The sequence below is a fragment of the Psychrobacter sanguinis genome (assembly GCF_020736705.1).
Classification (GTDB): domain Bacteria; phylum Pseudomonadota; class Gammaproteobacteria; order Pseudomonadales; family Moraxellaceae; genus Psychrobacter; species Psychrobacter sanguinis.
Window position 1 is genome coordinate 1,602,774 of sequence record NZ_CP085990.1, and the last position, 15,278, is coordinate 1,618,051.

General features: G+C 42.1%; 14 protein-coding genes. 8 read left to right on the forward strand and 6 right to left on the reverse strand.

Annotated features, from left to right (window positions below; translation table 11 throughout):
• Positions 1-45 precede the first annotated feature (45 nt).
• The 3 genes from LK453_RS06780 to LK453_RS06790 all read left to right on the forward strand — a co-directional run bounded on the left by LK453_RS06780 (position 46) and on the right by LK453_RS06790 (position 2,500).
• On the forward strand, positions 46-1,323 hold the full coding sequence (locus LK453_RS06780; protein WP_201534611.1) for an FAD-dependent oxidoreductase: 1,278 nt from the start codon (positions 46-48) through the stop codon (positions 1,321-1,323).
• Complete coding sequence (locus LK453_RS06785; protein ID WP_201534614.1) at positions 1,324-1,923, forward strand: OmpA family protein; 600 nt, start codon at positions 1,324-1,326, stop codon at positions 1,921-1,923. It abuts the gene before it with no gap.
• A gap of 127 nt (positions 1,924-2,050) precedes the next feature.
• Positions 2,051-2,500, forward strand: coding sequence for a hypothetical protein (locus tag LK453_RS06790; RefSeq protein WP_201534617.1), 450 nt, complete (start codon positions 2,051-2,053; stop codon positions 2,498-2,500).
• Positions 2,501-2,634: 134 nt separating this feature from the next.
• On the opposite strand, the gene LK453_RS06795 is transcribed toward LK453_RS06790, so the two are convergent.
• The 3 genes from LK453_RS06795 to nadA form a co-directional block, all read right to left on the reverse strand.
• Complete coding sequence (locus LK453_RS06795) at positions 2,635-3,561, reverse strand: LysO family transporter (protein ID WP_201534620.1); 927 nt, start codon at positions 3,559-3,561, stop codon at positions 2,635-2,637.
• A 255-nt stretch (positions 3,562-3,816) separates the two neighbouring features.
• Complete coding sequence (gene nadB / locus LK453_RS06800) at positions 3,817-5,736, reverse strand: L-aspartate oxidase (protein WP_201534623.1); 1,920 nt, start codon at positions 5,734-5,736, stop codon at positions 3,817-3,819.
• Positions 5,737-5,835: 99 nt separating this feature from the next.
• Positions 5,836-6,996 carry a quinolinate synthase NadA gene (gene nadA, locus LK453_RS06805; protein WP_201534642.1) on the reverse strand — a complete coding sequence of 387 codons (1,161 nt, stop codon included), beginning with the start codon at positions 6,994-6,996 and terminating at the stop codon, positions 5,836-5,838.
• 359 nt (positions 6,997-7,355) lie between these two features.
• On the opposite strand from nadA, the gene LK453_RS06810 reads away from it, so the two are divergent.
• The 3 genes from LK453_RS06810 (at position 7,356) to LK453_RS06820 (ending at position 10,472) form a co-directional block, all read left to right on the forward strand.
• The gene (locus LK453_RS06810) at positions 7,356-8,450 is read left to right on the forward strand and encodes an NUDIX hydrolase (protein ID WP_201534626.1); all 1,095 of its coding nucleotides are present in this window, start codon (positions 7,356-7,358) and stop codon (positions 8,448-8,450) included.
• 193 nt (positions 8,451-8,643) lie between these two features.
• On the forward strand, positions 8,644-9,558 hold the full coding sequence (nadC, locus tag LK453_RS06815; RefSeq protein WP_201534629.1) for a carboxylating nicotinate-nucleotide diphosphorylase: 915 nt from the start codon (positions 8,644-8,646) through the stop codon (positions 9,556-9,558).
• Positions 9,559-9,830: 272 nt separating this feature from the next.
• Positions 9,831-10,472 (forward strand): MarC family protein, encoded by a 642-nt coding sequence (locus tag LK453_RS06820; protein ID WP_007395642.1) that lies wholly within the window; start codon positions 9,831-9,833, stop codon positions 10,470-10,472.
• A 240-nt stretch (positions 10,473-10,712) separates the two neighbouring features.
• Here LK453_RS06820 and LK453_RS06825 read toward each other — a convergent pair whose 3' ends face one another.
• A complete protein-coding gene (locus tag LK453_RS06825) occupies positions 10,713-11,306 on the reverse strand; it encodes a LysE/ArgO family amino acid transporter (protein WP_007395641.1) in 594 nt (197 codons plus the stop codon).
• 287 nt (positions 11,307-11,593) lie between these two features.
• Between LK453_RS06825 and LK453_RS06830 the strand changes: the two genes are divergently transcribed.
• Complete coding sequence (locus tag LK453_RS06830) at positions 11,594-12,193, forward strand: hypothetical protein (protein ID WP_007395640.1); 600 nt, start codon at positions 11,594-11,596, stop codon at positions 12,191-12,193.
• A gap of 67 nt (positions 12,194-12,260) precedes the next feature.
• Complete coding sequence (locus tag LK453_RS06835) at positions 12,261-12,863, forward strand: hypothetical protein (protein WP_007395639.1); 603 nt, start codon at positions 12,261-12,263, stop codon at positions 12,861-12,863.
• A 117-nt stretch (positions 12,864-12,980) separates the two neighbouring features.
• On the opposite strand, the gene rluB is transcribed toward LK453_RS06835, so the two are convergent.
• Together rluB and LK453_RS06845 are read right to left on the reverse strand one after the other, a co-directional pair.
• Positions 12,981-14,036: a 23S rRNA pseudouridine(2605) synthase RluB gene (rluB, locus tag LK453_RS06840; RefSeq protein WP_081461520.1), complete on the reverse strand. Its 1,056-nt coding sequence runs from the start codon at positions 14,034-14,036 to the stop codon at positions 12,981-12,983.
• Between the two features lie 439 nt (positions 14,037-14,475).
• Positions 14,476-15,171: a hypothetical protein gene (locus LK453_RS06845; RefSeq protein ID WP_044298379.1), complete on the reverse strand. Its 696-nt coding sequence runs from the start codon at positions 15,169-15,171 to the stop codon at positions 14,476-14,478.
• Positions 15,172-15,278: the final 107 nt, after the last annotated feature.

Below are 15,278 nucleotides of genomic sequence, written 5' to 3' on the forward strand. Positions count from 1 at the left end.
CGATTTTACTTTTAACTGATTTTAATTGAAACATTGGGCGGCTTTATGGCAACAAATACGGCAACACAAACCCTCATTATCGGCGGCGGCATAGTCGGTGTTACTTTGGCGCTAAAGTTAGCACTGCAACAGCAGAAAGTGACTTTAATTGATGCCCGTCCCGAGCTGAGTGAGTCTCAGTGGCAACAAAAACTGCAGCAGCGTGATGCCCGCGTCTTCGCATTAAGTATCGCCAGTATTGAGTTATTAAAAGAAGTCGGTGCCTGGCAACTTATTGCCCAGTCGGGACGTAAAGCTGACTATACTCAGATGCAGGTCTGGCAACAAGATGGCAGAGGCGAGCTGAATTTCGGTGATGACAGAGTGCCACAATTATTAGGCTCTATGGTTGAGCCGTTTGTGATTGAGCAAGCTTTGTATCAAAGGATGGCAGCTGATGATGTTAAAGAGTATCTGACCTTAATTGCCGGTCATAAAGTAACCATGCTTGATTGGTTAGGCAGCCAGCAAGGCTATCAGGTTCATCTTGATAATGGCGATAAGCTACAAGGTAAACTGTTAATTGGTGCTGATGGTCGTGGGTCATTGGTACGACGTGAGGCCGGTATTGGGCTTGATACTTTAGACTATAATCAAACTGCCATTTGCTGTGCTATCAAGACCGAGAAGCCGCATAAAGCCACTGCTCGCCAGTTGATGTTGCCCACTGGAACTTTGGCGTTACTACCGCTCGCCGATGTCACCGAACAAGACAAAGCCAATCCGCAACACTGGCAATCTGTGGTCTGGAGTTTGCCGCGTAATAGAGCGCTTGAGCTGTTGCAGTTGAATGAAGAAGACTCTGAAGAAACTGCTGATACTTTACGCAGGGAATTGGCGGCTGCCAGCCAGTATGCTTTAGGCGATATTGAGCAGCTTGAGTCGATTGCTAGTTTCCCACTAAATGCGCAGCAAGCAAAAAACTATGTGAAAGATAACTTGGTGTTAGTCGGAGATGCGGCGCATGGGGTGCATCCGCTGGCGGGTCAAGGATTGAATTTGGGTATGCTCGATGTCTCAGCTTTGGTTGAGATATTGAACGAGGATTATCAGCGTAGTGGTGGCAGATGTTGGGGTGAACTTGCCACATTACGTCGTTATGAGCGTACCCGTCGCCCTCATAATAGTGTAATGATGCACAGTTTTTCGCTAATGAACTGGTTATTCGCTGGAGACTTTGCGGCGCTGCGTCCGGTGCAGCAGCTGCGCAGTGAAGGTATGTACCGTGTGGGCAAAATTAAACCGTTAATGCGTTTCTTTACCAATAAGGCGAGCGGGCTTTAAGTGAAAACTTTACCAGTCATTGCGGCAACATTTTTGAGCATAAGCGTTTTAGGATTAATGGGTTGTCAGACAGTGTCAGCGCCTATTCCAGAAGCTGTAGTGACTACTCCCATCGATCCGAATAAATTAGACAGTGATGGGGATGGGGTGCCAGATATTATTGATCAGTGCCCAAATACACCGTGGAATATAGTGGTTGATAAAGAGGGTTGCCCACCGACTCCTATAGGAACAGATTTAAAAATGGAGTATAGAGCTTATTATGAAGCTGGAAGTAATCAGTTAACTCAAGAAGATTTAATAGAATTAGATAGAGTTGCAGATATTATGAAGCAGTATCCAGAGTCTAAAGTACTTTTTGAAGGTCATATCAGTAATTATGAAAAGAGCACTAATAATGCTGCTTTGGCTCAAGAACGGGTAGAGTATGTTGAAAACTATCTTATCTTAAACCATGGTATTCAGCCCGACAGAATTACGATAGAAACTTATGGTGCTACTCGACCGCTTTCTGAAAATGAAGATAACAAAGAGGAGCTAAGACTCAACCAAAGAGTTTATGGTTTATTAACTGGTGAGATTGAGACTAATCCAGACTAAAAATGAAAGTTATAAATTTGCTTTAGGCTTTGATAAGGCGTCTATATTGTAATAGTGATTAGGATGTATTTTATCAAGGAAGTTTGTAGTACAAGGGACTTAACCCTAAGAGTCAGGAGAGGACGACATGAGTAACAAAGAGGAAGAACAATTGCTTAATAAAGAGAAGTTAGAGCAATCTGATAAAAAAGATAAGAAACGTAAAGAAGAGAAAAAAGACAAGAAAGAGAAAAAGCACAATAAAGATAAGAAGCATAAAAAGGACAAAGAGCACAAGAAAGATAAAAAAGACAAAGACTACAAAAAAGACAAGCACGACAAAAAAGAAAAAGCAGCCAAAAAAGCGGCAAAAAAAGAGGTTAAAAAGCAGTATCATAAAGGGGTTAAGTTGCTTAAAAAGCAGCCTGCTGACAAGCGCCCTATTAAGAAAAAAGCTTTAAAGAATTTCTTACTTAGTCACCTGCGTACTGAGGACGAACAGTTGGTAGAAAGAGTGATTAAAAGAATGATTAAGAAAAAAAGAATCAAGATTTCAATTAATAATAAAGTCAGTTATAGAAGAAAGTTAAAGTCTTAGTTTTTTCACTTTTATTCTAAAAAAGGTATGGTTTCGTGGTCTAAAAATTGACCAGAAATCCATACCTTTTTTATTTTAGAAAACTTATTTTTAATTATTCAGCAGTAAAAGCCCATCTCAACGACAAAAACTCATTAGCCGAAAGATGCAAAAACAACCATCAATACTGGCGCCACAATATTAATGATAAAGCCGAAACTAATCGCCAACGGTACGATACCCAATCCACCTGACTGTTGTATAACCGGTAGGGTAAAATCTAAGCTGGTTGCACCGCCCAGACCCACAGCAGCCGATGGATATTTACGCATGAATAGCGGAATAAACAACAACGCAAAAAACTCGCGTACTAAATCATTAAATAAAGCGATACTGCCCCAAACTGCGCCATAGGCATCGGTCATGACGATGGCAGATAAAGAATACCAGCCAAAGCCTGAAGCCAAAGCTAAGCTTTGAGTCAAAGAGACTTCATCAAACAATAGCCAAAATATCACCCCACCCATCAATACTGATAAAGTGAAGATAACACTGGTTTGCATGCCACGCTTGCTAAGCAGAACTTCTTTCAGAGTAATGCCAGAGCCTTTTAGCCCAATGCCTACCAACAAAATTAAAAACATTAAAAGCCCAGTCATGGTGTTCTCTGGGGGCATCATGGTCGATGGTAATATGCCACCAATCAAAAACCCAAAAATCACACAAAACACTTGGATTAAGCTGCCTCGGATACTGACTTTATGTTCGGTGTTGGTATTCTTTACTGTGGGTCGCCAAGGCATCAAGCGGTCAAATAGCATTAAGCCAGCTAGGCCACAGCCGATAGTGAGTACCGACAACACTCCAACATATAATATGATGTCTTTGATTTGGCTACCCAGCCCTTGGACTTGAGCCAACTCTATTCCGATGAGAGTGAGAATGATATAAACCAAATAACTCAGCATCTTCTCAGAGTAGTGAATTAATTTCTTATTTAACGGTAAAGCAAAGCCGATAAACAAAGGGGTTAATACCAAAATCAGGGTGATAAGGTTGTCTAAATTTTGCGGTGTTTGCATGGATAAGAGCACACAGGACGTTAGGTTGGAAAAGTTATGGCGTATATATGCACCAAAACTGACAAATGGCGATTCTACCATAGCTTGAAGGTTGAAAGGGGGAGGGTCGAAGGTTGTTTGCCATAAAAAGGAGAAAGCCCTCTTTGTCTCTAAACAAAGAGGGCAATAGCTTTAAACGAAAAAGACCATAATCTTAAAGTAACAGAGCAATGTCTCTATGGCAAAAGGACCGCAAAAAGGATTACGATATGAAGTCTAAGACGCTTTGGCCACCCTACTAGAAAGGTCCATGTCGGTATCAGAATGGGGGATAAAAGCAGTTTCAGCGTTGCTATTATTAATACCAGCTGATTGACCAGCTAAAGCGGAGACAACGCTCATTGAGGGCATATCGGTTAGACTTGGATAGTCTTCTCTGTAATGACCGCCACGGCTTTCAGTACGCACCAATGCTGACTGTAATAACAAAGACGCTAAGGTTAATAGACGCTGGAAGCGAAACTTATTTAACGTAGTATTTTTTACTAGCTTAGTATCTGGTACGGAATCTTCAATATGGGTGGATGCCAGCTGCTGTTTTAGGCTAAGCACTTGCTGCAATGCTTGCTTTAAACTGACCTCATTGCGTCTAATACCCATATTATTGGTCATTAACTGCTTTAAATCAGTCAGTTGCTGAGCAAAATCAAAGCTAAGCAATTCAGTAGAGTTGGTTTCAGACTCAGCGAACGGTTCTAAGCTGAGTTGATTCAGATAATCAGTCGGTACTTTGAACTGAGCCAATAAGGCCTCACCCGTATTGCGCACTGGCCAATCTAGGTCATTAGTCTCATTATCTAACTGCTTAGCAAGATGAGAAGCTATGTCACGGCCCACCACCACACACTCCAAAAGCGAATTACTGGCCAAGCGATTGGCGCCATGTAACCCAGTATTGGCCACTTCTCCTGCTGCATATAGGCCTTTAACATCGGTTTGACCATGACCATTTGCCATAACCCCGCCACAAGTATAGTGAGCAGTAGGCGCCACTGGAATGGGGTTACGGGTAATATCTATTCCTAAGCTTAAGCAATGAGCGTAAATATCAGGAAAGTGCTGCTGGATAAATTCAGCGGGCTTATGCGAAATATCTAAATGAACATAACCTAAGCCATTATTAGCAATTTCACTGGCGATAGCACGGGCCACAATATCACGTGGTGCCAGCTCTTCACGGCTATCATAGTTTGGCATAAAGCGCTGATGAGTCAGCGGACATAACAGATGCCCACCTTCACCACGCACTGCTTCTGAGATCAGGAAATTACTGCTGCCATTTTGATCGTTATAGACCAAGCCGGTTGGATGAAACTGGATAAACTCAAGATTGGCCAAGCGGCAACCGGCTTCCCATGCCATCATAATGCCATCGCCGACACAGACGTTAGGGGCCGTAGCACGACTAAATAATTGTCCTAATCCACCGCTGGCGAGAACCACCGCTTTGCTATTAAAGCGAACTAAGCTATTGGTTTGGGTATTAATGGCCTGAGCACCGGTACAACGTCGGTCTGTCTCGCCTTGCGTAATAAGACTTAACGCTTGATGAAAGGGCAAAACTGTAATATGGTCAGCCTCTAATGCCTGCTGTTGTAAGCGGGTCATAATATGTCTGCCAGTAGCATCATCGGCATGAGCCACTCGGCGACAGCCATGCCCCCCTTCTTGAGTCAAATGTAGATCTGCAAGAGAGGGCCCATTTGTCTTCATATCAGCAGGTGGTATAGAGTGGTCATTGGTGGTAAAAGGTACTTGATGAGCCAACAACCAGCGTATGGCCTCGCTGCCTTGAGACAAAATATGGGTAGTGGCTTGTTCATCGCATAAGCCGTCGCCTGCTATTAGTGTATCACTCACGTGGTCTGACACTTTATCTTTTGCATCAATAACGGCAGCAATACCGCCTTGAGCGTAATAACTTGAACAGGCATTTAACCCTTCTTTGGCTAATACTGTTATTTTTAAATGCTGAGGCAAAGACAAAGCGGTGGCCAGACCTGCCAAACCCGCGCCAATGATTAATACATCACAATGCTGAATCGTTGAAGCTTCATTGGCTGTTTCAAGGACAGTGTCAAGTGAATCAGGCAATGAGCAGGTTGTGCTAGTGGCACCAGTTTGTGATGTTGACATAGGCAGGCTCTTATTTATGGTTGATAGCAGGACTTTTAGTAAATAGCTAAAAGCCTTTAAAATTTGCTGTTAAGGTTCATTGTGAGGTTTAAATCACAATTAAGCAGGACCAACGTTGGCAAATAGCGAACGGTCTTTAACAATATCGCCGCTGGTTGCGACACGGCGTTTTTGTTCAGCTGCGAAGTCGAGCATACGTTGTAACGGTTTTAATGCTGCCGCTGCCAATTCTGGCTCTAGCTTAATTTCGCCGCTACCCGTTTCTAAACACTGCTCAATGCCTTTTAGACCGTTCATGGCCATCCAAGGGCAAAAAGCACAGCTCTTACAAGTGGCACTTTCGCCTGCGGTAGGAGCGGCTAAAAATAGCTTATCTGGAGAGTGCTTTTGCATTTCGTGCAAGATGCCAAGGTCAGTACCGACGATGAAAGTTTTGGCATCCATTTCCTGTGTGGCACTGAGTAGTTTACTGGTTGAACCTACAACATCAGCAAGGGCTACCACACTGTCTGGTGACTCAGGGTGAACCAATACCACTGCTTCAGGATGTTCCGCTTTAAGCTGCTGTAATTCTTTGGCTTTAAACTCATTATGGACGATGCAGGAGCCTTGCCAAAGTAGCATATCAGCGCCAGTTTCTTTTTGAATGTATTTGCCCAAATGACGGTCAGGGCCCCAAATGATTTTTTGGCCTTGTTCATGCAAGTGAGTCACAATTTCAAGTCCCACAGAAGAAGTTACCACCCAGTCAGCACGGGCTTTAACTTCAGCACTGGTATTGGCATAGACCACGACAGTGCGATCAGAGTGCTGGTCACAAAAGGCGCTAAACTCCTCAATAGGGCAGCCCAAATCTAGCGAGCATTCTGCTTCTAAGTCCGCCATTAACACTGTTTTTTCCATGCTAAGAATCTTGGCAGACTCACCCATGAAGCGCACTCCAGCTACCACTAAGGTCTGAGCCTCATGCTCTTTACCAAAGCGGGCCATTTCTAGCGAATCACCCACACAGCCGCCTGTTTCTAAGGCCAAGTCTTGAATATAAGGGTCAACATAATAATGAGCTACCAATACTGCGTTGTGCTCTTTTAGCAGACGCTTGATATTGGCTTCAACTTGCTTACGCTCACTGCGTGATAGTTCAGCCGGTATTTTGGCTTTGGCATACTCTATATCGATATGATTGACAGTAGACTGCTGATTGCTTTGAGCCAAAGTAGGGGCATCATAAGCAAAAAGCTCTACTTTTTCAGAGGTCATATTTCTTTTAGAAGTCATGTCGTTTTTTGTCAGGGTTGAACTGGCTTGTGAGGCTGGCATAGATATCCCTATTTCATAGTAATAAGTTTAAATGTGGTTTTTATAATTATGCTCATTTTGAGTATAAATACAAGAAAATTTTTAATAAAACTGAGATATGAATGATTTATAGTGATCTGTTTTGCTATAAATGCTGGTTGTTGGTGAGGCTCGATTAGAGGCTTTAGCAACGGCTATGCCTACATTTATCGTGGTCCTATGAGGGTAAGATTAAAGTAAGATCTAACTTAGATACCGTGTAATTCAGTGTATTAAACGATATACTAAAGACCTTAAATTCAATAGATTTGATGAGAGTTATGAGTCTGTCTTTTTCTCACGCCCATAGTGAAGGTAGTGGCACCACTGAAGTGGTAGCGGTGCTGATAGCCATTACCAATAATAGCGCTCGAGTGCTGACGGTTGATGGTGGAAAACTATTACCTAATGGACCCTTAATGCCTTTACACCGTTCATTGCAAGCGGGGGTTCGGCAGTGGGTAGAGGAGCAGACTCAGCAGCCGCTTGGCTATATTGAGCAGTTATATACTTTTGTTGATACTAACAGACGTAATAAAGAAGGGCATGCCTTAGTCTATGTCAGCTATATGGGGCTGGTGCAAGAAGCAGTTTCTCAAGCAGGTATTACGACCAGCTCTCAATCTACCCCTGTTGCTGCTGTAGCCCAATCTCCGACTACAGTGGAAGGTCAGAGCAGTGCACGCTGGCGTGATTGGTACACCTATTTTCCTTGGGAAAATCATTTGCAAGATCAGACAAACAGCAGTCAGATTATTGAAAAATTAAAACAATGGGCATATGCTGCAGATAGTAGTGTGGAGCGAACCAAGCGCCTACAACGTATTTATCTATGTTGGGGTGGAGATTGGGAGGAAGATTCGGACTTTAGACAGGTCATCACCAGTGAAGAGGGTCGTAGTAGCAGTGCCAAAGAGATGTTTAGTCAGTGGGTCGCTGAACATGCATTACTGCGTTATGAAATGCTTTATGAGGCAGGATTAATACCTGAATCACCTTTCTACAATGCCATCAAGCTACCCAAAGATTGGCAACAAGTTACCGGTGAGCCTATGTACTATGATCATCGCCGAGTGATTGCTACCGCCATATCGCGACTGCGCGCCAAGATTGAGTATCGCCCACTTATCTTTGGTTTGATGCCTGAAGAATTTACCTTATTGCAGTTACAACAAAGCGTAGAGGCCTTATCGGGCGTCCCTCTACACAAGCAAAACTTTAGAAGACTACTTGAGAGTCAAGACTTACTTGAGCCAACCGGTAATAGCAGCCAAACCGGTAGAGGCCGACCGGCTAAACTGTATCGATTCCGTTTCGATGTCGGTTTACAAAGTTTATTGATGGACAGCAAGTTGCCTAAAAGCAACAACCGATAATCTAGATTAATTATTGCTAAACGGCTGTTTGTTGGTTATATTTATGCTCATTATGAGTATTATTGGCAAAAGAGTTCTGACAATATTTGTAAGGTACAAATGTTTAACTTAGCGCAGCTTATCTTATGCTTATTTAATGAATTATTGATAAAACCATAGATAAAGTAACCAACAAAATCATCAAGGACCCTCTATGTCTTCAACGCTTAGCACTAATTATCAACACTCAGCCCCGTTAAAAGACTATCAACAGCCCCCTTTAAATGAAGTTTTACTGGCGCCCTTGGTTGAGAATGCTTTACTAGAGGATTTAGGTCGTCGAGGCGATGTGACCTCACAAGCGACCATTCCCGCAGACAAGCAAGCAACGCTGACATTAACGGTGCGTGATGATGGCGTGGTGTGTGGTTTAGATTTGGCGAGACTGGCATTTGCCCAAGTCGATGCGTCGATTGAATTTACCGCACACACTCAGGATGGTGCATGGGTTACTGCGGGTCAGGCACTGGCTACTATCAGTGGTAATGCGCGTAACTTATTGACCGCTGAACGCACTGCACTCAATTTTATGACTCATTTGAGCGGCATTGCTACGGCCACCAGAAAGGTAGTAGATCTGGTAGCCGACTATCCTGCTCAAATTACTTGTACTCGTAAGACCATTCCAGGCCTACGCACTGTACAAAAATATGCTGTACGTTGTGGCGGTGGCCGCAATCACCGTTTGGGTCTCGATGATGCTATCTTAATCAAAGACAACCACATTGCCATCGCCGGCAACATTCCCAATGCTATTGCTCAGGCCAAACAACTGGCTGGGCATTTGATACCGATTGAAATTGAAGTAGATACTTTAGAGCAGTTGCAACAAGCCATTGATGCCGGGGCAGAGTTGGTGCTATTAGACAATATGAGTCCTGACACTTTACGTCAAGCTGTGGCATTGTGCAAAAACCATCCTAGTGGCCGTATCAAAACCGAAGCTTCGGGTGGAATTACGCCTGACAGCGTGGTGGCAGTGGCAGAAACAGGTGTCGATTTTATTGCCATGGGTTATTTAACGCACAGTACCACAGCGTTAGATATTGGTATGGATTTCTCTGCTTAGCCTATATTTTCCAGAGTAGCTTATATTTTTCAAATTAACTTATAGTTTAGGGGCTTTAACTTGATGTTATGGCCCTGATGCTTATTCTCTTACCCTTAAACGCCTATCCGTATTAAACTATATTGCTATGAAGGCCGGTCAATTTTTATTCCCTGTAATAATATGATACATAGCCGGTACACAAAAGCTGTCTAAGCCTATAATATAGGGTTTTTGCGATTTGATGTGTGTGTTAGAATCGCCTGTTTTTTCTGCAAACTGAGGCGCCCATTATGGACACTGAAATTGTCAAAATAATGATAGCGTTTATGGTGCTGATTAATCCTTTTAGTGCTCTAACCCTATTTTTAGATTCGACCAAAGGCTATAGTATGACTGATAGGCGCCGTTTTGCGCGTATCAGTAGCTTAACTGTTTTTATTACCATTACCTTTTTCACTGTAGCCGGTGAAGGACTTTTAAGGGTATTGGGTATCTCAGTAGGCTCGTTCCAAGTGGCAGGTGGTGTGCTGGTATTTTTAATTGCCATTAATATGATGAATGGCGATGGTAACCCAGCAAAACCGGACCAAGAAAATGTTGATTTTGATGACAGTGTTGAGAGTATTGGAAGCACAGCTGCCGCGGTAGTGCCTTTAGCGATTCCTATGATGGTAGGCCCTGGTGGTATTTCTACAGTGATTATTTATTCCGCTCAAGTTACAAGCTGGCATCAAAGATTGGCCATTATCATTGCTGGTTTATTAATCTCTATTTTCTGTTATTTGGCATTAATGGCCGCAGGTAGATTAAGCCGATTCTTAGGCGATACCGGACTAAATATTATCAGCCGAATTATGGGTATGTTATTGGCAGCAGTGGCGATCGAAATCTTGGTGAGTGGTATTCGTACTATTTTTCCGAGCCTTGCATAATCATTTAGGTTTAAGATAGATTTCTATGCTTAAAGCAGCTAGCAAAGACTACGATTTATCTAGTTGCCACCCCTACGTAGCTATTTAAGTCTGATTTAATTTTTGATTTAAATGATGAAAGGTCTCTATATTGGTAGAGACCTTTTTTTATGGAAATGGGATTTGATAAAGGAATGATTAGGTAGTGGCTTGGTTTAACAGCTACATGGTTTGATAGTGGAATGGTTTAACTGTATATCGCTAGCTGCTGTATAAATGCCACGCCAAATAAATCATTAATAATCCAACAAGAGCATCCAAAATATTCCAAGCTTTGGGTTTGGCAAAAAGCGGAGATAATAACCTTGCACCGTAGCCCAAACTAAAAAAGAACACAAATGAAGCGCTCACTGCCCCAATGCCAAACTGTAATTTACTAGCGGCTCCAGTGGATACCATGCCGACCAATACCAACGTATCTAAATAAACATGAGGGTTGAGCCAGGTAAAGCCAAAGCATAACAGCAAAGATTTTTTTAAACTACTAACCTGTTGATGGTCTTGTGTCAAAGCATGCGACTTAGTGGCACTGGCATATAGACTTTGTAGGCCATAAACCAATAAAAACAAAGCCCCTGCAATTTTTGCAATAAATACTGCGTTGGGATACCTTGTCGTTATTGCCCCAAATCCTGCTACCCCAGCAGAGATTAACAGCGCATCTGAGACCGCGCAGAATAGACATATGGCAAAAATATGCTGTTTTTTTAATCCTTGTTTCAAAATAAAAGCATTTTGCGAGCCTATGGCAAAGATAAGCGATAGACCCAACATAAAGCCTGATACATAATCCATCTAGTTATCTCAGGGTAAGTTATTAAAATAGAAGTATAGCCAAAGCCATTATTAAGCGATCATTATAGATTATAAAAGCTTGATATAAGTTCTGACTGACCAATATAAATAGCTGAAGTTACGCAAAGGTATAGACTATAGCGACTGGGTACTGGTATTGCTGGCTGTTATTTATTAGCTAGCGATATGGTAATACTAGAAGCTTGAAAAATAATCCCAGTCGTAGCACGCTTAAAAAGTCTTATAGGCGTAAGTTTAATAAATAATAAAAAACAAAAGGTGAATATATGACGCAAGCTACTGCAATGGTTCTGATGTTTATACTATATGGGGTATTACCAGCTGCAGGTATTTATTTGGGCTATCGTGGCGTTAAAAAATTAACTCAGCCAAAGATGCTGGAATATAAAGCCATGCCACAACTCGGTTATATCCCAGAAAAAAGTTTGCCAGCAGAGGTCAAGCAAAAGCTAGATATGATCAATGATAAAGGCGAGAAACTAAAAGGGCTGTATGGCGATACCAATAACGATGGGGTTATTGATGATAAGGACGCCGTTACTGAAACCTATATCATGATCAAGAACGTAATGGACAAACATATTCCAGAAGCGGTCGCTGATTATCGACGCTTGCATGACCTAGATACCACGTCTAACAAAACGGTCGTGCTATCAGCGCAAAGTGATACGTCTAATAGCAATGAGCTAAGCCGCGCTGATACTACTAAAATTAAGAACTCTAATATGACCGGCAAAGAAGCGCTATTAGAAGTGCTTGACACCGTAAATACTCAGTTTGATGGTTTATTAGATGCCGCTTACCATCAAGATGGTCAGAAACTGTTGGCCACCAATCGTTATCTACAACAGCGTTTTGAAAAATAGGCTGTCTAAAATTCTAATTTGAGTAGGCTATGAGCGGCAATTATTAAATAAGAGGACACTAAAGTAAATGAGTGTGTTAATCGGAGCAGGGGTAGTGGCAGTAGTCGCAGCGGGATACGTAGGCCGCAAAGGCTGGCTGGCGCTCCATCGTGCTGTTGGCATCACCCCAGGTACGCTTAAATATGTTCCCCCCTCACAGTTGCCGCCGCCCCCCATGCTTCAGCTCACTTTAGCGGAGCCACAAATAAAAGACTTGCCGCCTGTGATTATGGAGCGTCTGTTGCGCATTGATGGTAAAGCGGATGTTTTTCAGCAATTGCGTACAGAGGCTATGGATGCTGGTCAAACTCCAGCAACGAGTGAAGATGAATTTGTGGTGAGTAAATTACTACAGACCCGTTTGCCTGAATTAATAAACAGCTATCAGCGCATCGCCCGCCAGGAAGCTTTGATACAACAAGCCAATCATAGAGCGGTATCAAGTCAGCATGCTAACAGTGCAGCTAGCACTAGTACGGAAATGAGTGAGAGTAAGGCACAGGCATTAGCAGTGCTATTAGAGGTGCTTATTACGATTGAAACTAAGCTTGATGCCTTACTTGAAAGGTACCAAAACGATGCCTTACAAGATATGCAAGTGATGCGGCGTTATCTACAACAACGACAGTAGCTGGCTTATAATAAGATTTATTCCGTGCATTAACACAGCCCTTTCGCCCACTAAAAAAGCCCCTAGTTATTAACTAAGGGCTTTTTTGTATCAGATAAACGTCGGCTTACACGCTAATTAACGCTTAGAGCCTCTGTTACCTGTATCTCTACCGCGGGTATTGCTAGAGCTAGGATTAGAGTTTCTACCCGTAGCAGTAGTGCCAGCGCGTCCGCTTCTAGAGCTGGTGCGAATGGTACGAGCTTTCAAAGGTTTCTTCTGGAAACGCTCTTTTTTCTCCTTCGCCTTACCATGGACACCCATATCTTCACGAGGACGGATACCTACTAGATCGATTAGACGGTGAATCTCTTTTCTGTCTAATTCAATAAAGCGGCCAGTACGTAGCTCTTTAGGTAAGTCGACCGAACCATAACTGGTACGTAATAGACGGCTGACTTTAAGACCTTGTGATTCGATCAGACGACGTACTTCACGGTTGCGACCTTCTTTAAGCTTAACGTGATACCACTTGTTGACGCCTTCACCGCCGCCTTGTCTAATGTCTTCAAACTTGGCTAAACCATCTTCTAGCATCACGCCATCAGTTAGGTTGCGCATCATTTCTGGAGTCAATTCACCTAAGATACGTACCGCATATTCACGAACAATCTCGTTTGAGGGGTGCATCAAACGGTGAGCCAACTCGCCATCATTGGTGAATAACAATAGACCAGTAGAGTTGATATCTAAACGACCTACCATGATCCAACGGTCATGAGTCAGTTTAGGCAAACGCTCAAATACCGTGGTACGACCTTCAGGGTCATTGGCAGAACAAATCTCACCTTCTGGCTTATAGTAGGCCAAGACACGGCGACGTTTTTCACGTTCTGATTTGTATTTGATTAAACGACCGTCGACACGGATCTCATCGCTTTGCTCAACACGATCGCCAATGGTAGCAGGCTTTTGGTTAATCGATACACGGCCCGCTTTAATCACTTCTTCCATTTGACGACGTGAGCCTAGGCCCATACGTGCTAATGCTTTTTGAAGTTTTTCGGTACCGGCAGTGCTGGCTTGAGTGGTTGAAGAGGCGAATTGATAGTCACCATTATGATCGGTATAGACATCGCTTTCTTGAGTGGTATCAGGTTGATTTGACGAAATAGGGTGATTTGATTGAGGCATGTTATGCATCCTTGAATCGGTGAGTGGCTACATTTCACAATGTAGGTTATTCAGGTTTTAGAAGTAACGGGCACTATTCTACGCTATTTTTGCTAATTTATCGCTAGGCGTTTACAACTTTATGGTCGTTCAGAATACAATTAGCTATAAAAAGTTAGGTTGGCCCGTTTCCAGCAGGATTTATATGTTGAAAATAGTGCTAATAACCACTGCTTACTAATCCTAGGTGGAATAGTTTTTTTTATACATAGACTTCGTTAATAGTTAAATAGTCACACTCTCCAAATTCGAAAAAAATTCTTTTTAATACTGCACTATTAACTTTCTTTTTTTCAGATTCAAGATTAGGAATCACATTAATATCTTCAATAATAGACTTAATCTCTATAGGACACAAAGCTGTTCCGTCCTTATTTGTTATACCCTGCAGAAATATTCATTATTGTTTTAGCTGACTAATACATAAGTATTGAATAAAGCTACGCAACTTCCCTGCATCGGCCTGTAATAACTGACTTTTTTGGGATAATATTGCTTGCTTTAGTTGTTGTTGAGTCGCGGTGTTATTTGAGTGAGCCTCTATTTTTTCACTGATTAAGCGGCTAGGGCTGTTTTTAAATATTTGAATGTTAGCAAAGGTAGTTGTAAATTCATTGGGGTTTTGATAAATATTTGAATAATAATTAGTTACAAAGTCAACATTAATACCATCGCTGCTGTCAAAATCCCGACAAATACCTTTGTTTGACATAAATATAGCAGACTCGATAATACCCTTACCAAACTCATAGAATTTGATGTTTTTTGCTTGGCTTAGGTTTTGGTAAGTTTTGTTATCAATACGATTAATGACTTTGTTAGTATCTAAATTTATTAAGCTGTATGACTTTTCATTATCATACTTAAAGATATCAATGTCTTGGTTAGATTGTGAGTGGTTAAAATAACCGATGTTATCGTTCGACTTAACCTGTGTACCTCTAGGCGTTTTTCGCTCCCAAAAAGAAAGGTTTTGTAGTGTGCCATCCGTTTCGTAGTAGGTTATTTTGGTCATATCGCCTGTACTAGCAAGTGAAGCGTTGCTAGAAAAAAGTAGGCATAAGCTTAAGCTGGTAGTTAATATAGATTTTTGCATTTTGATTTCTCGTGAACGGTATATATAGTCAAGTTTAATTTGGTGGGTGTAGCACTCCTTATTTATCCAAAGCTTACTACTCAGATATCACAACAACAATGCTTAAT